At 63.8% G+C, this 21,870-nt stretch carries 18 protein-coding genes; 12 read left to right on the forward strand and 6 right to left on the reverse strand.

What is annotated here, in order from left to right; translation table 11 throughout:
- Window positions 1-39: 39 nt before the first annotated feature.
- The 3 genes from LDZ28_RS27800 to LDZ28_RS27810 form a co-directional block, all read right to left on the reverse strand.
- Window positions 40-201: a hypothetical protein gene (locus tag LDZ28_RS27800; RefSeq protein WP_244831851.1), complete on the reverse strand. Its 162-nt coding sequence runs from the start codon at window positions 199-201 to the stop codon at window positions 40-42.
- 29 nt (window positions 202-230) lie between these two features.
- Entirely contained in the window at window positions 231-413 is a 183-nt protein-coding gene (locus LDZ28_RS27805) for a hypothetical protein (RefSeq protein WP_244831852.1), read from the reverse strand.
- A gap of 279 nt (window positions 414-692) precedes the next feature.
- Window positions 693-1,403, reverse strand: coding sequence for a hypothetical protein (locus LDZ28_RS27810; protein ID WP_244831853.1), 711 nt, complete (start codon window positions 1,401-1,403; stop codon window positions 693-695).
- A 160-nt stretch (window positions 1,404-1,563) separates the two neighbouring features.
- Here LDZ28_RS27810 and LDZ28_RS27815 point away from each other — a divergent pair, with 160 nt between their 5' ends.
- The 5 genes from LDZ28_RS27815 to LDZ28_RS27835 all read left to right on the forward strand — a co-directional run bounded on the left by LDZ28_RS27815 (window position 1,564) and on the right by LDZ28_RS27835 (window position 9,630).
- Window positions 1,564-2,349 (forward strand): type VI secretion lipoprotein TssJ, encoded by a 786-nt coding sequence (locus tag LDZ28_RS27815; RefSeq protein WP_244831854.1) that lies wholly within the window; start codon window positions 1,564-1,566, stop codon window positions 2,347-2,349.
- 46 nt (window positions 2,350-2,395) lie between these two features.
- Window positions 2,396-3,745: a type VI secretion system baseplate subunit TssK gene (gene tssK, locus LDZ28_RS27820; RefSeq protein ID WP_244831926.1), complete on the forward strand. Its 1,350-nt coding sequence runs from the start codon at window positions 2,396-2,398 to the stop codon at window positions 3,743-3,745.
- A gap of 1 nt (window position 3,746) precedes the next feature.
- The gene (locus tag LDZ28_RS27825) at window positions 3,747-4,727 is read left to right on the forward strand and encodes a DotU family type IV/VI secretion system protein (protein ID WP_244831855.1); all 981 of its coding nucleotides are present in this window, start codon (window positions 3,747-3,749) and stop codon (window positions 4,725-4,727) included.
- On the forward strand, window positions 4,724-8,782 hold the full coding sequence (locus LDZ28_RS27830) for a type VI secretion protein IcmF/TssM N-terminal domain-containing protein (protein ID WP_244831856.1): 4,059 nt from the start codon (window positions 4,724-4,726) through the stop codon (window positions 8,780-8,782). The genes LDZ28_RS27825 and LDZ28_RS27830 overlap by 4 nt, the downstream gene beginning before the upstream one ends.
- Before the next feature lie 683 nt (window positions 8,783-9,465).
- Complete coding sequence (locus LDZ28_RS27835; RefSeq protein WP_244831857.1) at window positions 9,466-9,630, forward strand: hypothetical protein; 165 nt, start codon at window positions 9,466-9,468, stop codon at window positions 9,628-9,630.
- 356 nt (window positions 9,631-9,986) lie between these two features.
- Here the strand turns inward: LDZ28_RS27835 and tssA are convergent, their stop codons facing one another.
- From tssA to LDZ28_RS27850, 3 genes are read right to left on the reverse strand one after another with little or no spacing between them, the layout of a single operon-like run.
- Window positions 9,987-11,564: a type VI secretion system protein TssA gene (gene tssA / locus LDZ28_RS27840; protein ID WP_244831858.1), complete on the reverse strand. Its 1,578-nt coding sequence runs from the start codon at window positions 11,562-11,564 to the stop codon at window positions 9,987-9,989.
- A gap of 43 nt (window positions 11,565-11,607) precedes the next feature.
- Window positions 11,608-12,348: a response regulator transcription factor gene (locus tag LDZ28_RS27845; protein ID WP_244831859.1), complete on the reverse strand. Its 741-nt coding sequence runs from the start codon at window positions 12,346-12,348 to the stop codon at window positions 11,608-11,610.
- Between the two features lie 4 nt (window positions 12,349-12,352).
- Complete coding sequence (locus tag LDZ28_RS27850) at window positions 12,353-14,644, reverse strand: ATP-binding protein (RefSeq protein WP_244831860.1); 2,292 nt, start codon at window positions 14,642-14,644, stop codon at window positions 12,353-12,355.
- Window positions 14,645-14,938: 294 nt separating this feature from the next.
- On the opposite strand from LDZ28_RS27850, the gene LDZ28_RS27855 reads away from it, so the two are divergent.
- From LDZ28_RS27855 to tssG, 7 genes are all read left to right on the forward strand, one after another.
- Window positions 14,939-15,427 carry an Hcp family type VI secretion system effector gene (locus tag LDZ28_RS27855; protein ID WP_244831861.1) on the forward strand — a complete coding sequence of 163 codons (489 nt, stop codon included), beginning with the start codon at window positions 14,939-14,941 and terminating at the stop codon, window positions 15,425-15,427.
- A 470-nt stretch (window positions 15,428-15,897) separates the two neighbouring features.
- Window positions 15,898-16,392, forward strand: coding sequence for a type VI secretion system contractile sheath small subunit (gene tssB / locus LDZ28_RS27860; protein ID WP_244831862.1), 495 nt, complete (start codon window positions 15,898-15,900; stop codon window positions 16,390-16,392).
- A gap of 21 nt (window positions 16,393-16,413) precedes the next feature.
- Entirely contained in the window at window positions 16,414-17,919 is a 1,506-nt protein-coding gene (gene tssC / locus LDZ28_RS27865) for a type VI secretion system contractile sheath large subunit (RefSeq protein WP_370652288.1), read from the forward strand.
- A gap of 217 nt (window positions 17,920-18,136) precedes the next feature.
- Window positions 18,137-18,625: an Hcp family type VI secretion system effector gene (locus tag LDZ28_RS27870; protein ID WP_244831864.1), complete on the forward strand. Its 489-nt coding sequence runs from the start codon at window positions 18,137-18,139 to the stop codon at window positions 18,623-18,625.
- A gap of 63 nt (window positions 18,626-18,688) precedes the next feature.
- Window positions 18,689-19,102 (forward strand): type VI secretion system baseplate subunit TssE, encoded by a 414-nt coding sequence (tssE, locus tag LDZ28_RS27875; protein WP_244831865.1) that lies wholly within the window; start codon window positions 18,689-18,691, stop codon window positions 19,100-19,102.
- 30 nt (window positions 19,103-19,132) lie between these two features.
- A complete protein-coding gene (gene tssF / locus LDZ28_RS27880; RefSeq protein ID WP_244831866.1) occupies window positions 19,133-20,878 on the forward strand; it encodes a type VI secretion system baseplate subunit TssF in 1,746 nt (581 codons plus the stop codon).
- Entirely contained in the window at window positions 20,842-21,867 is a 1,026-nt protein-coding gene (gene tssG / locus LDZ28_RS27885) for a type VI secretion system baseplate subunit TssG (RefSeq protein WP_244831867.1), read from the forward strand. Before tssF ends, tssG begins: the two co-directional genes overlap by 37 nt.
- Window positions 21,868-21,870 lie beyond the last annotated feature (3 nt).

Genomic DNA, 21,870 nt, shown 5'->3' on the forward strand with positions numbered 1-21,870 from the left:
TTTGAAGCAGATGAGCGGGCCTTTCGACGAAGGCCCGCTTCAATCGCAAAGCGACGTGCTTTGATCGCCGACCGCGAACAGCCGTCGATCCCACACCACGGATATCGGTTCCGAAACCACGATCCGCGCGGCATCGAGATGAGCGGATTTCACGACGGCATTGAACTCCGTGCGCGCAATCACGGACGGAACCAGCAACACGGCGGACTTTGCGTTGCGCCGCGATCCACTCAACTTGCGGAATCCCCTGGTTTCACCGCGCGCATGGAATCCAGCGCCTGCAACACCTCTCCATCCGACGACACCACGCAGAACCCCGCCGACGGTAAATCGTCATTGCCGACCGTCGCGAAGCCCGCTATTAGCAACGCCGCCAGCACCACACCCGCCACCCATCCCAGACGCTTTTTCATGATGTTCCCCGCTCATGCTTCTCGAATGACTCCATGAAGCGCACTTTGCGCCAGCAGAGTTACACGAGCGTTAGCAAAAGGAAGCACGGGGGTTTCATCTGAAACATGGCTCCGTTACACGCCCATCAAGGCTGCAACGCCGCAACGTCACGCCGATCTCCGCCAAAAATCAAGCGAAACGCGTGTTACACTCGGTTCGCTTTTTTAAGACAATTCCTCTTGCCCGATCCGCCAAATCGTCTTTAGGGAGTACTGGCATCCGGTCACGGAATCAGGGAATCAAGGAATCGGCAAGTTGCGCACGACCGGCTGGCCATCGGGATACACCGCGAGCGTGTTGCCCGGGTCGTATGGCAGATCGGCGGACATCGGCTTGCCGTCGAGCATGAAATCAACCTTGTAGAGATCGCCGCCGCGAAAGCGGGCGTGCTGGACATCGCCGCATTGGTCGTTCGTCACGAAGTGCTCCACCGGCACGTCGACGGGCGAATCCGGCGTGGCCGGCTTCGGCGGGGGAATCAGGAAATGCCAGAGCGCCATGCCGATCAGGCCGCCCGCCACGCCGCCGGCGACCGTCACCGATATCTTGTGCGTCAGCGCGTGCCCAAGCACGCCGCCGCCCGCACCCAGCAGGATGCCGAACGGTCCGACCACCCAGCCCACGGCGCCGCCCGCGAGCGCGGCCGGCAAAATCCAAATGCGCTCCGCCAGAAAATGCGCCGCGAGCCACGCCGCGCCCGCCGCCCCGAGCGGAGCGCCAGTCAGACCTTCAATATGCCGCACGAACCACGGGCGCGCATTCGCCTGCGCCACCTCGAACTCGCGCACGGTGGTGAGCGTCGGGCGGCACTCGTGCTGACTGGCGAGCGTGGTCGTGGTGAGCGTGCTGACGGAAACGACCGGCACGGTGACGGGCAGGCCCGTGTGCGCAACTTCGGTCGATTGCACCTCAGGTTGAGCGGTGTCGCTGCCGTTAACCGTGTTAGCCATATCGGCGGCCCTGCATCCGGGCGCGGTGGCCGAAAGCATCGCGAAAGTCATCAAGCATGCGCTCGCGACGGCAAGACGGCGCAAGCCCGGCTTCGGCGGCAAGGATCGCTTGGCCAGACCATGACTACGACTACGATTACGACGGGAAAGATCGAGGGACATGAGTAGACCGACTCTCAGGCAAGCCGAATTTGCCGCAAGCGTAGCAGAGCAGACGATTCGCGTCGCCCCCACGTTGCGACGCGCGGCGCAACGCGTACTCACCGTCTGCGCGCTCGCCTTCGGCTTGGTACTCGCGGGCTGCTCCATGTTCAGCGGCACGAGCGCGAAGCAGGCCGTCGCGGCCGTCGACTGGAGCGCGGCGGGCGACGCCATCCTCGTGCAGCTCGACGCCGACGATCTACTCAACGAATACAACAACGAGCCGCATACGCTCCTGCTCGGCGTGGTGCAGACCGCCGACGCCGATTCGTTTCGCAAACTGTCGGCCGATGCCGGCACGCTCGCCTCGACGCTCGGCGAAGCGGCGCCGAATCCCGCGATCCTTCAGCTCACGCGCTACGTCGTGCAGCCGGGCGGTCACACGATCCTCTCGATCGATCGCGCCGCGAAAGCGAAGATGGTCGGGCTGATCGCGGGCTTCTACACGATGGACCCGGCGTCCAGCGCGCGTCTCTTCGAGATTCCGCTCGCCATATCGAATCAGGCGTTCGTCGGCCACGATTATGCGGCGCAACCGCAAACGCTTGCGTTGCGCCTGTCGCTTGGACGCGATGCGATCAGCGACGCCGCGCGTCTGAATCCGGAACCGCCGCAGATCGTCGCCGCGCAAAAACGCGCACAGGCGAAGCAGCAGATCGTGCCGCTCGACGGCGGCGGCAAGGAAGTGCCGCTCACGCCATCGAACGGCGCAGCCGATACCGCCACCATCAAACTCCCCAACTGACGAGCCCGACGTGGAAGACAAGCAAGCCGTCTACTGGCATCAGGGAATGTTTCTGCAGCCGCAGCATTTTCAGCTCGCGGATCAGCACAGCCGTTTCACGCAGACGCCGCTTTACGAAGCCGGCGTGCCGCATTTCTGGGGCGTCGGCGCGCTCGAACTGTCGAGAAGCGCCATCGCGAATCGCACCATCGACGTGCAGCGCGCGCGTCTTCTGTTCCGCGATCATCACTATGTCGAGTATCCCGAGAACGCGGTGATCGCGCCGCGCACCTTCGAGGCAAGCTGGGTGCAGGGCGACCGTCCGCTCAACGTCTATCTCGGCGTGCGCCGCGCGAGCGAGCAGGAAAAGAACGTCACCGAAGTCAGCACGCTCGCCGACGCCGCGAACGTCGCCACACGCTTCGCCACGGTGATGTCCGTTCCCGAGACGCCCGACCTTTATTCCGAAGGCCCCGACGCGCCGCTGCAAACGCTGCGCTATGTGCTGAAGGTGTTCTTCGAATCGGAGCTGGATCATCTGGATCAGTACGAGCTGATTCCCATCGCGCGGCTGGTGCGCGATGGCGACACCGTCGTGCTCGCCGACCGCTTCATCCCGCCGAGTTACGCGCTCGCCGGTTCCGATGCGCTGCGCACGATGCTGCGCGAGATCCGCGACGAGCTTGCAGGACGCGCCCGCCAGTTGCAGGAGTACAAGAATCCGCGCGAGATGCAGAAGGCCGAGTTCGACGCGTCGTACATGCTGTTCCTGCTCGCGTTGCGATCGCTCAATCGCTTTTCGCCGAGCCTGTTCCATCTGATCGAGAGCGAACAGGTGCATCCGTGGCTCGCATATGGCGTGTTGCGGCAACTCGTCGGCGAACTGAGCTCGTTCTCGGAGCGCTTCACCATGCTCGGCGAGATGGACGGCGGCGCCGGTCTGCCCGCTTACGATCACCTCGACCTCGACGGCTGCTTCGGGCGCGCGCGCGTGACCATCGGGCATCTGCTCAACGAGATCACGGTCGGGCCGGAGTTTCTGGTCGTGCTGGAGCCACGCGACGGCGTCTATCACGGACAAGTGCCGCGCAGCGTGTTCGGCAACCGCAACCGCTTTTATCTCGTCGTGCGGACGCAGGAAGATCCGCAATGGGTGGTGGATGGCATCGTCAACGGCGCGCGTTTGTCCGCGCTCGGCGAAATTCCGACGCTCGTGCGCCACGCCCTGCCCGGCCTCGAACTGATTCATATGCCGCACGCGCCGCAGGGTTTGCCGCGTCGCGCGCATTCGTTCTACTTCCGTATCGAACAGGTGAGCGAGCAGTGGGAACTCGTCGAGCGCGAAGGCGATATCGCTCTTCACTGGCTCGATGCCCCCGCCGATCTGCGCGCCGAGATCGTGATCCTGCGGAGATGACGTGCATCTGACCGACACTTTGATCCCCGTCATCGCGCTGGTGCGGCAGACGATCGATACGGCCGCCGCCCCGGCCTTCTTGCGGCCGTCGACGGCGGCGCCTGCCGTTCCAAGGCCCTTGCCCGCCGCGCCGCGTCCGGTTGCATCGCAGCCCGCTTCCGCTGGCGGTTCGCCGTTTGCGCCGCAGCCTATCGGCGAGATGGCCGCCAATGGCAATGCAAGCGCAAGCGCAAACGCTAACGCCAACGCCGTCGCCATCGCCATCGCCGATGCCCCGCCGGCGCCCGCGCCGCTTCCTTCGCTCGCGCCACGGGCGAGTGTATCGAACGCATCGAGCGGCACGCCCGCCGAGGACGCCGCGCGCGCACGCGCACTCGCCGAAGCGATCGACGAAGCCATCGACCAGGCGCGGCACGACGCGCGCATCCACAATTTCGTGCCATCGGATTTCGACAACGCGCTTTTCGCCGTGCTCGCCTGGGCCGACGAAGTGCTGATCTCATCCGAATGGGCTGGCGCGCCGCACTGGCAGCGCCATCTGATGCAGCGCCGCCACTTCAACACGACGACCGCCGGCGTCTCGTTCTACGCACGTCTCGACGATCTGCGCGACGATCAGGCCGATGTGCGCGAAGTCTTTGCGCTGTGTCTCGCGCTCGGCTTCAAGGGTCGCTATGCGCAAGAGCGCAGCTCGCGTCAGCTCGACGAACGCCGCCGCGTCACGCTTCAGAAAGTGCTCGACGAAGGCGGCGTTCCGGCCGCCACCGGCGCGGTGCTCTTTCCGCAAGCGTATGTCAGCGAAGAATCGGCGCGCGCGGCGCAAACCGGCGTCGAACCGGCGGCGCGCCGGGTGCGCTGGCGGCTTCGCCGGCAGACGCTCATCGGCTTCGGCTTGCCCGTGGTCGTGCTCGCCGTGCTCTACGGCACCTATCACCTGATCATCGTGCAGATGGTGAACGCTCTTCTTCCGCTCATCCAATGAAAGTCCTGCGCACCGTTCTGCTGTGGCTCCTTGCGCTCGTCGTGCTGGCGCTCGTCAGCTGGGGGCTGACGCTGTATCTCGAATGGCCGTTGTGGGCGTCCGCCGCGATTTTCTTCGGCGCGCTCGGCATGTTCTTCATGTTGATCTTCCTGCGGCGCCTGACGCTTGCGTATCGTTCCCGCAGCATCATCGCGCGGCAGCGGCGTGCCGAACAGGAAGCCGCGCAGCGCGGGTCGCGCACGGGCGCCTTGCGCCGCAAGTTCCGCGATGCCGCGGCGCTTCTGCGCGGTTCGAGCCTGAAGCGTCTCGGCAATCCGCTCTACGTGCTGCCCTGGTACATGGTGATCGGCAGACCGGGCGCGGGCAAGACCACGGCGCTTGCGCGCTCGCGGCTGTCCACTTCGCTGCAGGATCACACGCAACAAGGCGCGCCGGTCCCGCAAACCGAAAATTGCGACTGGTGGTACTTCGACCGCTCCATCGTGCTCGACTGCGCGGGCCGTTATGTCGATGCCGACAACGAAGACGCCGACCGCCGCGAGTGGAATCTGGTGCTGGACCTGCTGTCGCGCTATCGCGGACGCGAAGGCATCAACGGACTCGTGCTCGCCATCTCCGCCGACCGGCTCGTCACGCCGGACCGCGAGGCGATCGATCAGGAAGCGCGCGTGATCCGTGCGCGCATAGAACAGTTGATCCGCCTTTTCGGGCGGCGCTTTCCGGTGTACGTGCTCGTCACCAAGTGCGATCAGCTCTATGGCTTCGAAAGCTGGAGCACGCTCTTGCCCGAGACCGCGTTGAATCAGGCGATGGGTCATCTCGCGCCCGCCACCGCCGACGATCCGCCGACCGAGCGCTTCCTCTCACTGGCCTTCGATGCCATCGTCGAACGACTACGCGCGATGCGGGTTGCGCTGGTTGCGCGGCATCCGCAATCGGCGGTGGAACTGCTGCTGTTTCCGAACGAACTCGACCGCCTGCGCGCGGGCACCGAACTCTTCGTGAAGGCGTGCCTTGGTAACAGCCCGTATCTGGAATCGCCGTTCTTGCGCGGACTGTTCTTTTCGAGCGGCCTGCAGGCCGGCGGCGCGCGCTCGGCGGTGCTGCCGGAGACGCTGCGCCCGATGCCGCCGCACGAACCCTCGACGACCGGCGTGTTCCTGCACGACCTCTTCGGTCGCATCCTGCCGCAAGACCGCAACGTCGGCAAACCTGCCGCGCTCGTCAATCGCTGGTTCGCCGCGACACAGCATCTAGGCATGCTCGCGTGGGTGATGTTGGCCGTTGCGTTCGGCTTGCTGATCACGATGTCGTTCATCCGCAACGTCAACACGCTGACGCAGATCGAGCGCAGCTATCCATTTCATCAGCGCTTCGACGGCTTGCTCGTCGATGACGCCGCTACCCTCACGCGCAGCAACACCGCGCTGCGCGAGATCGATCGCCGCAACCGCAACTGGCGTTCGCGCTGGATGATCTCCGGCCATATCGACCGCTTGCAGGAACGGCTGCGCCAGCAATACACGCAGCAATATCTGCAGTACATCCGACCAGCCGTCGAACGCGATTTCGATCTGGATTTGCGGCGCGATCTCGTCAACGATACCGACGGCACGCTGCCGCTTAGCATCCTCAACGAAGTGCGCGTGACGAATCTGCTGCGCGCGAAAGTGGCGGGCGCGGATCGTCCGGAACTTGCCGCGATGCCTCAGCCGCTTTATAGCGACATGGCGCCGTGGTCGTCGCAACTCTTCGACCAGATCAACGACTTGCGCATTTCCTATATCGCGTGGTCGGCGACGAATGCGCGCGACATCGTGACGCGCGTGGCGCAACAGCAGGCGACGCTTGCCCAGGCGCTGTACCAGAACCGCATGCACTGGCTCACGCAGCTTGCGCCGATCGACCCGCATCTGCACGATGTCTCGCTCGCCGACTTCTGGCTCGACGCGAACTCGGCGCGCGCGCAATCCCTGCGTCTGGCAAACGTGGATGCTCCGGTTGCGGGCAATGTCGCGGGCGGGCGCATCACGGCGGCGTCGAGCCGTGCAACGGCGCCCGATTCGAAGGCCGTGGAAGCCGCGCGCACCGACGCGCAACTCGCCGAAGCGAACCGGCTCGCGGAGATCAAGGTGCCGGCCGCGTACACGCGCGCGGGACGGGTGGATATCGACGGCTATCTGAAGGAGATTCATCAGGCGGTCGTCGACGATGCGCAACTCGTGCAGCAACAGGCGTTCTTCGACCACGACTATCAGATCGAGCGCTTTCAGGCGTGGCAGAGCTTCGTGCAGACCGTGCCGCAGGGCGAACGCTTGCTACCGGGCCGCGATGCCTGGCGCGGACGGCTCGCGACCATCACGCAGAACGCGAGCCCTTATCTGCGCGCGCTCGATCGCGTCAACGACGAGTTCGAAGGCGTGGCCGACGCCCAGTTGCCCGACTGGCTGCAGACCGCTCGACGCATGGGCCGCCTGCGGCGCGATGCCACCGGCGCGCTGATCGCGAGCCGTGCGGGTGGCATCGTGCAAAGCATCAACTCGTTCGGCGGCCAGGCGATCCGCGACAGCATCGCGAGCAGTCCGCTGGCGGGCGCGGCGGCGGTGCGCGTCAATGCGCGCGCGGCATCCGCCATGCGCGACTATTTTCAGGACATCGATCAGATCGCGGCCACCGTCACCGATGGCACCGCGAAGGCATATGGCGTATCGGCTGCGTTTCATGGCTTTGGCGTCGATCCGGCGGTGAAGACATCGCCTGTACACGATGCCGCGCGCGCCCTCTTGCGCCTGCGTGACGAAGTCGATTCCAACGGCGCGGCTGATCAGGCCATCTGGCATCTGATCGGCGGTCCGCTGCATTTCGTGCTGGCTTATACGGAAGAAGAGACTTCGTGCGCGTTGCAATCGGATTGGGACAGCAAGGTGTATTGGCCGTTGCAGGCGGCGACCAGCATGACGCAGGTCGTCGATCAGTTGTACGGTCCGCAGGGTTCGGTGTGGAGTTTTGTCGATGGGCCGGCCAAGCCGTTCCTGACGCATTCGGCGAGCGCGATTTCTGAAGTGCAGACGGCCGATTACAGCGTGCCCTTCACCGCCGCGTTCCTGCCGACGCTGAATTCGGCGGTCGGCAAGCGCACCGCGCAGCTGATGGAAGCACAGCGCGCCAAGTCCCGCGCCGAAGCCGACGCAGCGCAGGCGCAGGCGGCGCAAGAGCAGGCGAAGCAGCAGCAGGCCAATGCGGAGCAGGCCATTGCGAGTGTGAAGCAGCAGATTGCGGCGGCGCAGGCGAAGGCGTATCCGTTGACGATCACGGCTCAGCCTATCGACGTGAATCCTTCAGCGCGCATGCGGCCATTCGCGACCGTGCTGACGGTGCAGTGTGCGGCGGGCGCGCGCACGTTGACCAACTTCAACTTCCCGGTGAGCGACACTTTCAACTGGACACTCGGCCAGTGTGGCGAGGTGAGTTTGCTGATTCGTTTCGATGGCCTGACGCTCTCCAAGCGTTATCGCGGCGATGCGGGCGTGGTCAGTTTCCTGCGCGACTTCCGCGATGGGCACCGATTGTTCACGCCGCAGGATTTTCCGTCGTCGGCGGCGGCGCTCGCGCAGCGCGGCATCGACCAGATCACGGTGCGTTACGAGTTCCGTGGCGAGGACGCGATCATCGATGGCGCGACGCAGCTGGCGCAATTGCAGGACGCGCAGCAGAAAGAGACGCAGCTGCGCCAGCAAGCGATCGATACGCTTGCGGCGCAGACGCAGCAGTTGTTGCTAATCAAGCTGGCGGGTAATGGTGGCGGGACGACGCCGCAGCCGCTACGCGTGTCGTTGCCGCAGCAGATCGGGATGTGCTGGAATGCGCCGGCTTCTCCGGCGGGAACGCAGACGCTGCAGGCGCGTTTCGATAGTCTGCTGGAAGCGCGCGGCCCGTTGGTGACGGCGGCGGCGCCTTCGTTTGCACCGATTCAGTCAGGACCGATGACGGCGCCGGACGTGCCGCCGTTGCCGGTTTTGCCGACAGTGCCGGGGTTGTCGGGGGCGGGGTCTTGAGTTCGCTGTTTGGTAGCTGGGCGGGGCTTGGGATGAGGCAACGGGCCGGCTATTCTTTATTGCCGAATACACTATGACACCGGCAACGACGCTGGTTCTTCGTTCTTCCCTTTCTTAGTCGCGCATCATCTCGCGCTCTCGCCATTCAAGCGGCACGGAGTAAACTTCCGTGCCGCCTTATCTAGCTATTTCCGCTCTGCTACATCTTCTCAAGGATACTGCCGCCAATGCGCGGGCTTATCCTGATCCTGCAAATGCCGCTCTCGTGCAACGTGTACTGAGTAGTTCATTGACAGTGCCCAATCCGCTGCCTCTTTCTGCGTTTTAGTTTCCTTTACCTCTTTTCGGTCAACGATTACCACGTGATGCGTCGTGCCCTTACCCTTTTCATTTGATAACGGCCTATGCGCAACATAAGCGTGCTTTTTCACAATAAATTCCTCGACTAATTAATGGAAACTAAGTTCTTACTGCCGCATAGACTTCAGGCCGTCCGCTGATTTTTTCAATGCCAGTATTTTCTGAATATTTTTAATGCGCGTCCTTGTCCGCTTCGGCATTCTTCGTCGCTAAGAGCGAAGCGGCGGTATCGCCATGAAGTGCCATGCTTCGCTATCGGGCTCGGCGTTAATTTAGATGCGCGAATTTCTGATGAAGGGGAGCGCGGCCCCGATGATGTCGCGTTGTCAGTTCGAAACCATTGCGCGCATGCCGAGCAGGATCAGCAACTCGTGCGCGACGTGCTCGATGCGTTGATCTTCAAGAATCAGGCGGGCGCAATGACGCGCGTGGCCGAGAGTGAGAAGCAGCTCGCGCGTAAAGCGCGTAAAGACAGTAAAAAGGGGTAGGGACCACAGCGGTAAATGGAGCGCGGGCTGGGAGTTAGCACTCGCGGCCCGTTGACCAGTTCACTTGAAGGCCTGAATATGGCTAACGCCGATCCTAAAGCACGTTCGCCTGTCGCGGAACGGGTGCTGACAGTGCAGCAGCTCTCCTGCGAGCACAACCAACTGGCACAAGCAGTATCACAGCAGCTTCGAACGGCGGCCTGCGCCCAAGTTTCCAACCTATGTTCTCTGGATTTGCCTCACTGGACGATGGCTTGAATAGGCGGGCTACCGGAACCGTGGGTGGCGCGCGTTGAGCAAGCGAACGAGGCATTGTCAGGCGGCCGTCGTCACGCGTCGCGCGCGACCGCCTTCCCCTACGCGCCCCCCAACGCCAACTTCACCGCCGCAGCCGCATCGATCTTCGCAATGCGCGCGACCAGTGCAATCGCTTCGGCATGCGCATCGTTTTGCTGATACAGCGCGTGCGCCGCGCTCAACGCCTCCAGCGCGAGTTGCGGCGTCCAGCGGTCGAGCTCATGCCGATCCACTTCGCCGACGATCATCTGCGCGAACGGCCGCAGCGGCGCGTTCGGCCGATGCGCCAGCATCAATTCGCTCAAGTGGATGGTCGCGCGCAGGCGTTGTTCCGGATTCGTGCCCAACGTCGCGCCCTGGAGCGCCACTGCCGCCGCTTCGAGATCGCCCGCCGCGGCGAGCGAGCGCGCCGTGCCGAGCGCCACCGCGAGCGCATCCGGCGCCGCGCCGCCGCCCGAACCCGTCGCCGCATTGCGTTGCAGGCTCGTGATCCATTCGAGCGTCGCGCCATCCGCGAAAGGCTTGCCATCCGCGAAAGTCAGATTCGGCAACTCAGGGGCGCGGCGCAACAGTTGCAGCGTCGCCGCGTTCACTTCGGCGAGCGCGTCCGCGAACGGCTCGCCAAGATTCGCAAGCGCCTGTGCGCTCGCGCGATTCAAATCCATCCAGAACGGAAACGCCGGCAAGTTCGCCTCTGCGAACGTGAGCGTGTCCTCGGGCGCATCGCCGGATTGCAGGCGGTCCAATGCAATCGCCAGTTCCGCGATCGGCCCCGGAATGCGCGTCTGGCCACGCTCGGCAAGCGGCGCGGTTTCAATCGCGCCCCACGCCGCAAGCCGATTCAGCCGATACGCCTGCGCATCGCTCGCCCGATTGCCACGCCGGAAGCCCGCCAGCGTCACCAGCCGTTCGGCGATCTGCTCGAAGGCGCGGTCGGCATCGGCATCGGACACAATGGCCGCGTTCGAAAGCGGTGCGACGGCAAGCGATGCGGCAGCGGCCGGCGCAGAAGGACGCGAGATTTGTGCTGGTCGTGTCTCCGCCGACGCGACAGGCGCGTCTACAGCAGGCACGGGCTCGGGCACAACTTCCCGAACCGGCAACGTGCGAATCTGATTGAGCAACGGCCGCACGCTCGGCGCGTCCGGGTCTTTCTCGGCAAGACGCGTATCGATGGCTTCGAGGCGCGTCTGCAACGCATCGATCAATGCGCGCTCCTGCTGCGTATCGCGGTCCACCTTGTCCACGACGAACTGAACCGCCCGCTCGAAAATCCAAGACAACGCGTTGCGCCGCGCCCGCAAGCGCGAGAGACCCGGATGCAGCGTTTCCCAGTAATTCGCGAGCAGATCGTCGATGACCGTCAAGCCGCTCGCAAGGCCTTCGAGGCCGGAACGGCGCATGAGCGCGCCCGCGAGATAACACGCGACGAGCAAGTCCTTGCCGCGTTCGGCGAGCAGCACGGTGGCAGCGCGCTGCACCACGTCCCAGTCCGTGCCGGCCGCCGCGCTCGGGCTGTTGAGTTTGTCGATCTCGGTCTGCAGGCGATCGAAGTCGGGATCGTCGCGGACATCGTCGCCAGCGGGGTTGTCCGGCGTAATGGGCGCGGAACCGAGCGTATCGAAAGGAGGACTCATGGCTTATTCGTCGAGGATAAATCGGGAAACACGCAAAGGTCGATCACCACACTTCCTCGATTTCCGCATTCAGGTAGTAGCCCGCGCCGCGTTCCGTGCACAGCAGCTTGGGCGCGCGCGCATCTTCCTCGATCTTGCGACGCAGCCGCAAAATCTGGACGTCGATGGCGCGGTCATAGACATCGTCGAACGCGCGGGTGCGCTCGATCATGTGTTCGCGCGACACCACGCGATTAGGCGCGCCGAGCAGCACGACCAGCAAATTGAACTCGGCGTTGGTGAGGGTAACGGTCTCGTCGTCCTGCGACTTGAGGCGGCGCGTGTTCAGATTCAGCGTCCAGCCGCCGAAGCGATACGCGCGCGGCAGCTTTCCGCGCGTGATCGGCGCGCCCTGCGCCGCGCCCGCGCCCGTGCGCCGCAGCACGGCGCGCACGCGGGCGAGCACTTCGCGCGGCGAAAACGGCTTGGTGACGTAATCGTCCGCGCCGAGTTCGAGGCCCATCACGCGGTCGGCTTCCTCGGTGCGGCCCGTGAGGCAGATGATCGGCATGGCGCCGCCCTCGCCGCCCGCGCGCCATTCGCGCGCGAGTTCGAGGCCGTCGCCGTCGGGCAGGCCGAGGTCGAGCAACACGAGATCGAAGGTATCGGCGGCGAGGCATTCGCGCGCTTCGGCGGCGGATGCCGCGCCTTCGGTCGTCATGCCGTGTCCGGCGAGATATTCGACGAGCAGAACACGCAAGGAATGGTCATCGTCGACGATCAATATGCGGGGTGAACTCGGCATGGCGTTAGCGCGTGGCTTCGTGTGAGTGATAAAGCGCCTGCACCGCGCGCGAAAAATCGGCGCGGCCAAACGGTTTGGCGAGGAACGGCACGCTCACGCCCGCGGCGATATGCGCGCCCTGCCGCGCCCCGCTGATCAAGAGCGCGGGCAGCGCGGGACTGCGTTCGCGCGCGGCGACGATGAGTTCGTCGCCGCGCAGGTCATCCATTTCGATGTCGCTGACGAGGAACGCGAAGCCGTGCGGATCGGCTTGCAACGCATTGAGCGCGGTGGCGGGCGACGCGTAGCTCGCAGGCTCGAAGCCGGATTCGGCGAGCCAGTCTTCGAGGAGCGCGCGGAGGGTGTCGTCGTCTTCGACAAGGAGGACGGGTTCGCCTTGGCCGATGGGAGCGTTGGACTCGGTGCAGGGCGTGCCCGGCGCGTGAGCCGCATCCATCGCTCGCGACATGGACGCAATGCTCGGCGCTGTCGCCAAATGATCCGCGTTAGCCTTTTCTCCATCCGACGGCAACGCATCGGTTCCGATAGTCGACCGCGGCGGCGTCACATAAGCCGCATCCGCACCACTAGCCTCACGCATTCCCCCGTCGCTCAGGCCACCGGGCGATACCGTCGCCACACCCTTCACGCGCTTCGCCGGCAACAACACCCGAAACATCGCCCCACCCAGCGGCCCGTTTCCGACCGTAATCCCGCCGTCGTGATCCGCGACGATTCCCGCCGCAATCGACAACCCCAACCCATGCCCGCTCTGCTTGCGCTTGGTCGAAAAGAACGGGTCGAAAATCCGCGACGCGATATCCGGCGCAATCCCGGGTCCATCGTCGTGCACTTCCAGAATCACCGCGGTGCGCTCCGGCACGCGCCCGACATCCGCGATTTCCTCGCGCGGCACGCCCGCCGACACGCGCAGGATCACCCAGCTGCGCGCCGCCTGCGCCGCGTTGCGCAACAGGTTCAAAAGCACCCGCACGAGCTGCGCATGGTCGCCCGCGACAGGCCACGCATCGATGCCGCTGGCGCCCAGGCGAACGTCGTCGTATTCCACGGCAATCGTCACCGGCCCGCGATGATCCGCCGTCGCCAAACCCACCGCCTCGTCGATGACCACGCGCATCGACACCGGTTCGCTACGTCGCGGACTGCCGCGTCCGACCGCGAGCAGCATCTGCTCGGTCATCGCGGTGCCGCTTCTGACTGCCGCCAGCACGTGTTGCAGCGGACGGCGCGCATCGGCATCGGCGGGAAGAAGTTCATCGGCGTATTCGGCGTGGCCGCGCACGGCGCCCAGCACATTGTTGAAATCGTGCGCAATGCCGCTCACCAAAAGGCCGAGCGATTCGAGCTTCTGCACGCGTTGCAGACGCGCCTCGTAACCACGCCGTTCGAGCAGCGCGACCGCCACGTAAAACACCAGCGTGCACAGCACGGCAAGGTCGATCTGCAACTGCCGCACGCCGATGATGCCGTTTTGATGGTACGAACCATTGCCCGTCACCGTGAGCGCCACGCCCGTCGTCACGATGACGAAAGCCGCGAGCGTCGCCGCGCGGATCGACCCGGCGACCGCCGCCCAGACGAGCAGCAAAATCAGCAGCAAATGCTCGGTCTCGTCAGGAAGCTGGATGCGAAACGCCTCGATCATCAGCGCCGCGCCGCACAGCGCCGGCACGACGACGACCCACGCGCGCACCGGCCGCGCATCCGGATCGGGCGGCGTAGTCCACGCGAGCAGACCGGGCACGAGGACGAGCATCGCCAGACCGTTGCTGCCCATGATGGTGCGCCAGACATCGATGAGATCGCGACCGCCGATCGCATGCGATAGCGCGCTACCCGCGAGCGCCATCGCGAAAACGGTGCCAAACGGCAGCAATAGCAGGAAGCGTGTGAAGCGCGCGGTGGTATCGAGACGCGCGCGGCGGCTCACAAAGCGCCAAGCAAGCCCGACGCCCACGCCCACGCCGAGCACGTTGACGAGCGCGAAGGACGCATCGACCCAAAGCGGGAACACGTCGAACTGACCGACGATGACCATCGCGATGAAGATCGCGACGAGCGCGGCCGGCCATTCGCCAAGCGGCCGACGCCAGAGATAGGCCACCGCCATCGCCGGGGCGGGCCACACCACCGCCGCCAACGCCGAACCGGTGCCGAGCGTGTCGAGCGGTGTCGAAAGGACGCCGTAAACCACGCCCAAAAACAGGGCGCGCCGCAAGCCCGCCACATAGTGACGCGCGCCGGTAGCGGGCAGACCGTGCGGCGCGGCGGCGGCCGCACGAACGTCATTGGTCACAGTGGCCCCCGGTTGAGCGAGCGCATCGGCGATAAGCATTCCGATACGACCTGAGATTTATCTTAGAAATGGTCGCAAGTGTAATGCGGGCTAAAGCAACGCACAACGCAGCGCACAAATCGCGCAACAGGCGACCGAACGTTCGCGAACCCAGGCAGTTGCGCGTTCGTTACGGATGAAACATGCGGCGCCCTTGGCGCAACACGGCTGCAACGGCGCCCGCCGACACTACAAACATGCGCCGGACCTGAAGAGAACGGCGCTCCAACCCGAACAACCTAGAAGAGGTGAATCATGCCGATGCCGTGCTATCTGACCGTCGAAGGTCAAAACCAGGGAAAAATCGAAGGCGCCACGAAGGTGCAAGGTCACGAAGGCAAGATCCTCGTGCAAGCCGTGGATCACACCATCGAAATTCCGAAAAGCCCGCAGACCGGACTGCCCACCGGCAAGCGCGTGCATGGCGCGATGACGGTGAGCAAGGAGATCGACAAGTCGAGCCCGAAGCTTTATCAGGCGTTGACGTCCGGCGAACAGTTGAAGACCGTCACGCTCGAGTTCTATCGCATCTCGCCGAAAGGCACGGAGGAAAAGTACTACACCGCCAAGCTCGAGAACGCGATCCTGACCAACATGAAGTCATGGACACCGAACTGCCTCGATCCGAACAACCGGCAGATCGGACACATGGAGGACCTCGCGTTCACCTACGAAAAGATTACCTGGACCTACGAGCCGGACGGTATCGAAGCCGAAGATTCATGGCTCGCGCCGAAGGCCTGAGCCACCTGGACAGCCGCTGGACATACGCTCGAAAGCCTTGTCGCACAAGGGTTTTCGAGCGCTGAAGCCGCGTCTTCGGAGGCCGCCGTATACGGCTTGTCGAGGACGATCTTTAGAGCATATGAACTGATAAAAATGCGTTGGGTTTTTGAGATACGTCTGTTTATAATGGCTCGCACTCAATTCCGGGACAGGCACTCAAGCCTCAAGGACCGTTTCCCATCCGGACTCGCCGATCCTTTCGCTCAATCGCGGGCAGAGCATCCGACAGTCTGAAGCGGCTCACATCCGCCCCGCGCCGCACCCCGCATTCCGTATCACGCAATTTCGTTAGTTATCCCGTGCTCAGGCGATGGCTGCCCGCCCGAGCGTATGCAGTGGCGGCGGCCCGCGTCAGTCGCACGGTGCGCGAGACGCGTTTTCATCGATGTCCGCACTGCCAGCGCGGCGCCGTGAATCTGGAGATGGAAATGGCAAATGATGGTTCGGTTGCTCCGAAGGAACGCGTCAATATCGTCTATCGCCCGGCCACGGGAGACGCGCAGGCAGAAGTGGAACTGCCGCTCAAGTTGCTCGTGCTCGGCGACTTCACGTTGCGTCAGGACGACGTACCGATCGAAGACATGAAGCCGATCAACGTCGACAAGGACAACTTCAACGAAGTGCTGAAAGGCCAAAAGCTCGGCCTGCAACTCTCGGTGCCGAACAAGCTCGACGAGAAAGCCGGTCCCGACGACGTGCTCTCGCTCGACCTGAAGTTCGACTCGATCAACGACTTCACGCCCGATGCGCTCGCGGAGCGCATTCCCGAGCTGCGTCAGATGCTCGAACTGCGCGACGCCCTGAAGGCGCTGAAAAGCCCGATCGGCAATCTGCCCGACTTCCGCAAGCGTCTGCAAGAGCTGATCCAGGACGAAGGCGTGCGCGCGCGGCTGCTCGGCGAACTCGGCGCACAAGACAAGTAACGCGGAACCAGCACTTCGTAGATGAAGGAGATTGAATTGAGCGACGAACAACAGCAATCCGGCGCAGCGGCGCCGGCAGAGGCCGCGGCGGGTGAAGTCTCGCTGCTCGATCAACTGGTGGAGTCGGCCCGCATCAAGCCGGGCGACGAAGCGTACTCGATCACGCGCCAGGGTATTCAGGCGTTCGTCGCGCAACTGCTCGAACCGCAGCGTTCGGTGGAGCGTGTCACCGCCGCGACCGTCGACGACATGATCGCGAGCCTCGACCGCAAGCTGTGCGCGCAGGTCGATGCCATCCTGCATCACGATGACTTCCAGAAGCTGGAATCGTCGTGGCGCTCGCTCAAGTTTCTGGTGGACCGCACCAACTTCCGCGAGAACATCAAGATTCAGTTGATGAGCGTGAGCAAGCAGAAGCTGCTCGACGACTTCCAGGACGCGCCCGAGATCACCAAGTCAGGGCTGTACAAGAACGTCTATACGGCCGAATACGGCCAGTTCGGCGGCCAGCCGTTCGGCGCGATCATCGCTAACTACGAGTTCAATGCAAGCGCGCCCGATGTCAAGCTGCTGCAATATTCGGCAAGCGTCGCCGCGATGGGTCACACGCCTTTCGTCGCCGCCGCCGGCGCGGATTTCTTCGGCATCGACTCGTTCGATCAGTTGCCGAACCTGAAAGATCTGTCGTCCATCTTCGAAGGTCCGAAGTACGTCAAGTGGAACGCCTTCCGCGAAAGCGAAGATGCGCGCTACGTCGGCCTGACCGCGCCGCATTTCCTCTTGCGCGTGCCGTATGGCCCGGAAACGGCGCCTTCGAAGAAATTCAACTACAAGGAAGACGTGTCGAGCGGTAACGACCAGTTCCTGTGGGGCAACGCGGCCTTCGCGTTTGCCACGCGTCTCACCGAAAGCTTCGCGGACTACCGCTGGTGCGCCAACGTGATCGGCCCGCAAGGCGGCGGCACGGTGCAGGACTTGCCGGTGTATTCGTTCGAATCCATGGGCGAGATCCAGAACAAGATCCCGACCGAAATCCTGATTTCCGAACGACGCGAGTTCGAGCTGGCCGAGCAAGGTTTCATGGCGCTCACCATGCGCAAGGACAGCGACAACGCCGCGTTCTTCTCCGCCAACTCGGCGCAGAAACCGAAGTTCTTCGGCCAGTCGAAAGAAGGCAAGGAAGCCGAGCTCAATTACAAGCTCAGCACGCAATTGCCGTACATGTTCGTCATGAGCCGCATGGCGCACTACATCAAGGTGATGCAACGCGAGAACATCGGCACGTGGAAGGAGCGCGGCGATCTGGAGAAGGAACTCAACAACTGGATTCGCCAGTACGTCGCCGACATGGACAACCCGAGTCCGGGCGTGCGCAGCCGCCGCCCGTTGCGTCAGGCCGAAATCAACGTGCTCGACGTGGAAGGCGAACCGGGCTGGTACAAGGTCGACATGAAGGTGCGTCCGCACTTCAAGTACATGGGCGCGTCGTTCACGCTGTCGCTCGTCGGCAAGCTGGAAACTGCCTGATGCGCGCATCGGGTTCGAGGCAGCCGCGAACATAAGCGGCGCTTCGGCCAGGTTTCATCCGTAACACGCGGGCGGTCACCTGCAACGAGGCGGTAACCGCCCGCGCTCACACTGTGTTCATGCGCTCCGACACCTACACGTAAATGGGCGCATCGAGTCGATGCATCAAGTCAAGAAGCGACACGCGGACAAACCATAACGGCAACTGGAGGCCACCATGCCGATGCCATGCTACCTGACCCTCGAAGGTCAGAATCAAGGAAAGATCGAAGGTTCCACGAAGGTTCAGGGCCACGAAGGCAAGATCCTCGTGCAGGCCGTGGATCACACCATCGAGATCCCGAAGAGCCCGCAAACGGGTCTGCCCACGGGCAAGCGCGTGCATGGCGCGATGTCGGTGACCAAGGAAATCGACAAGTCCAGCCCGAAGCTCTATCAGGCGCTCACCTCCGGCGAGCAAATGAAGACCGTGACGCTGGAGTTCTATCGCATTTCGCCGAAGGGCACGGAAGAGAAGTACTACACCGCCAAACTCGAGAACGCGATCCTCACGCACATGCAGTCCTGGACGCCGAACTGCCTCGACCCGAACAACAAACAGATGGGTCACATGGAAGATCTCGCGTTCACCTACGAAAAGATCACGTGGACCTACGAGCCGGACGGCATCGAAGCCGAAGACTCGTGGCTCGCGCCGAAGGCCTGACGCATTCCAAATCACGCATGACGCGGCGGCGGACTTACGCCGCTGCGTCGATCGGGACCGTCGATGAGAGAGCGCAGGCTGCTGGAACGCATATCCGGCTGGGAACAGGGCGCGGTGCGCACCAACGAGACCAGCACCGAGGTGCTCGTGAGATCCGTGATGGAGCATCTGTCGCGCATCCTCAATACGAGACAGGGCAGCGTGCAGCTCGATCCGCAATTCGGCGTGCCCGATTTCACGAATATCGCGGGCGGGCTGGAAGGCGGATCGACGGGCGAAATCGAGGAAGAGATTCAACGCATGGTGTCGCGTTACGAACCGCGCGTGCTCAACCCGAAAGTGCATCTTTTGAGCGACCGCAGCGACGTAATGTCGATCCGCTTCAGTCTCGACGGCACGCTCGCCGTGAACGATCGCGAGATTCCACTGCGCCTGTCCACCACCGTGAATTCCGATGGCCGCGTCACCGTGCTTTGACGCCTTGACGGCCCGCGACCGATCCCGACGATGCTCAATCGCTATTACGAAAACGAACTCACCAAGCTGAAGACGCTTGCCGTCGAGTTTGCCGAGGCCAATCCGGCGCTCGCGCCGATGCTCGCAGGCCGCTCGACCGACCCGGACGTCGAACGCCTGCTCGAAGGCGTGGCCTTCCTCACGGGTCTTGCGCGCCAGAAGCTCGACGACGAGTTCCCGGAGTTCATCCAGGAACTCTCCACGCTGCTGTTTCCGCACTATCTGCGTCCGGTTCCCGCGACGACGATGGTGCTGTTCGAGCCGCGCGGCGCGCTCACGGAAACCGCGAGCGTGGCGGCGGGCGTGGAGCTGGCATCGGCGCCGGTGGACGGCACGCCCTGCCGTTTCCGCACGACCCAGGCCGTGGACGTGCATCCGCTCACGCTCGCCGCGCGGCTTTCAGCGGGCGAAGGACGCACGCCTTCCATCGATCTCGACTTCAGCTTGCGCGGGCTCGATCTCGCGCGCTGGCAGACGAAGTCGCTGCGGCTCTTTCTGGCGGGTGGCTACAGCGATGCCTCCAAACTCCTGATGCTGCTCATGACCGAAGTGACGTCGGTGCGGCTGACGGCTAGCGGGGTATCGACGGAACTGGGCGCGCGTTCGCTCGTCCCGTCGGGCTTCGACAGCGAGCTCGTGCCGTATCCGAGTCACGCGTTTCCGGGGTATCGCAGTCTGCAAGAGTTCTTCGTGCAGCCGGAGAAATTCCTGTTCCTCGACCTGAACGGGATCGACAAGCTGCGCGGCGCCACCGGCACGACGTTCTCGGTCACGCTGTGCCTCAAACGTTTGCCCGTATGGCTCACCGAATTGAGCGCCGACGCCTTCATGCTCAACGTGACGCCCGTCATCAATCTGTTCGAGCATCACGCCAATCCGATCACGCTGGATCATCGGCAGATGGACTATCGCGTGAGCCCGGAAGGCGCGAACCGTCAGCATTACCAGATTCATTCGGTCGACAAGGTCACGTCGTATCGGCAAGGCGTGGCGCAGCAGCGCGTGTACCGGCCATTCGGCGTGCTCGGGCACGCGGCATCCGCCGCGACGGCGAGCGAAGACCAGCGCGCGCCGGGCGATCTCGTCTATCACACGTCGTTGCGCCCGGCCGCCGTCGGCAACGAGACTGAGCTGTATCTCTCGGTGGCGTATCCGCCCGAGGCCACGCCGCAGACCGAAACGCTTTCCATCGAGCTGACCTGCACCAACCGCTATCTGCCCGAAAGCCTGCGTTACGGCGATCTCAGCGAGCCAACCAGCAGTTCGCCCGAGCGCCTCAAGTTCCGCAATATCCGGCCGATGACACCGGTGGTCAATCCGCCCGTCGGCGAGGCGTTGCGTTGGCGGCTGCTCGGTCACGCCGCGCTCAACTTCCTCTCGCTCGCGGATGCCGCCAACCTGCGCGCCCTCCTCTCGCTCTACGTGTTCTCTGAGCGTCAGGAGCAAGGCCACGAGGCGGCGAACCGCAGACGCATCGCGGGCCTGAAGGAGATGAGCGTCACGCCCGAAGTGCGGCTCTTCGGGCGCAACATGCTGCGCGGTCAGCTGATCCGCGTGCGATGCGAGATGGATCACTTCGCGGGCGCGGGCGATCTCTATGTGTTCGGCAGCGTGCTCGACCGTTTTCTCGGCGCCTACGCAAGCATGAACACGTATACGCGATTCGAGCTGGAAGACATTTTCTCCGGAGAGGTATTCAGATGGACGCCGCGGCTCGGTCAACAAGCTCTGCTCTAGACGACGCGCTATTTGAGCAAGGCGAACGCTTTGCGTATTTTCAGGCGGTGCGCCTGCTGCGCCGCCGCGCGCGTCTTGCGGGCGACGATCCGGAACGCCTGCGCGTGCGTCCGCGTCTTGCGCTCGGCTTTCCCGAAAGCGATATCGACCAGATCGAGCGCGATCTGCCGCGCCGTCATGCCGATCTCGACGACGACGCGCCCGAGCCCGCGCCGACGCCGCGAATTACCGCGAACTTCTTCGGGCTTTACGGCGTGTCCTCGCCGCTGCCGAGCTTCTATACCGAAGACCTGATCGAGGAAGAACGCGAAGGCCGCAGCGGGATGCGCGAGTTTCTCGACATCCTGCATTACACGCTGTATCCGCTGTTGTTCGAGAGCTGGGTCAAGTACCGGCCGCACGTGCGCGTGGTCGAGGAAGGCGACACGGCGATGCTCGAACGCCTGTATGCGTTCGTCGGCCTGCACGAGCGCTCCATGCGCCGCGACGACACGCCCGGCGTCTCCGACATGCTGCGCTACGCGGGCCTCTTCTCGCAGCGCCCGCATTCGGCGCTTGGCCTGAAAACGCTGCTCGCCGATGCCTTCGCGCCCGCCGATGTGCATATCGTCAATTGCGTGGAAAGCTGGCTGCCGATTCCCGACGATCAGCGTCTCACGCTCGGCGATGGCCGTCATGCGCTCGGCGTCGAATGCTATCTCGGACAAGAGAGCCGCGATGCCAACAATCATGTGCGAATCGAGTTGCGCGGCCTGCCGCTGGCTCTGTTCGAAGCGTTGCAGCCAGGCCGGCGCGAGTACGAGCGTCTGCGTTTTTTCACGCGCTATTACCTGACCGAACCGTTCGACGTGACGGTGCTTCTCGAACTGCGCGCGGGCCTCGCCGAGAACGCCCGCACGGGCGGCATGCAATGGAACGCGCTGGGCCGCGACACGTGGCTCGCGCCGCGCGCGAATGCCGTGCCGCGTCCGGTCAGCTTCGCGATCTGAACC

The organism is Caballeronia sp. TF1N1 (assembly GCF_022878925.1).
GTDB lineage: Bacteria > Pseudomonadota > Gammaproteobacteria > Burkholderiales > Burkholderiaceae > Caballeronia.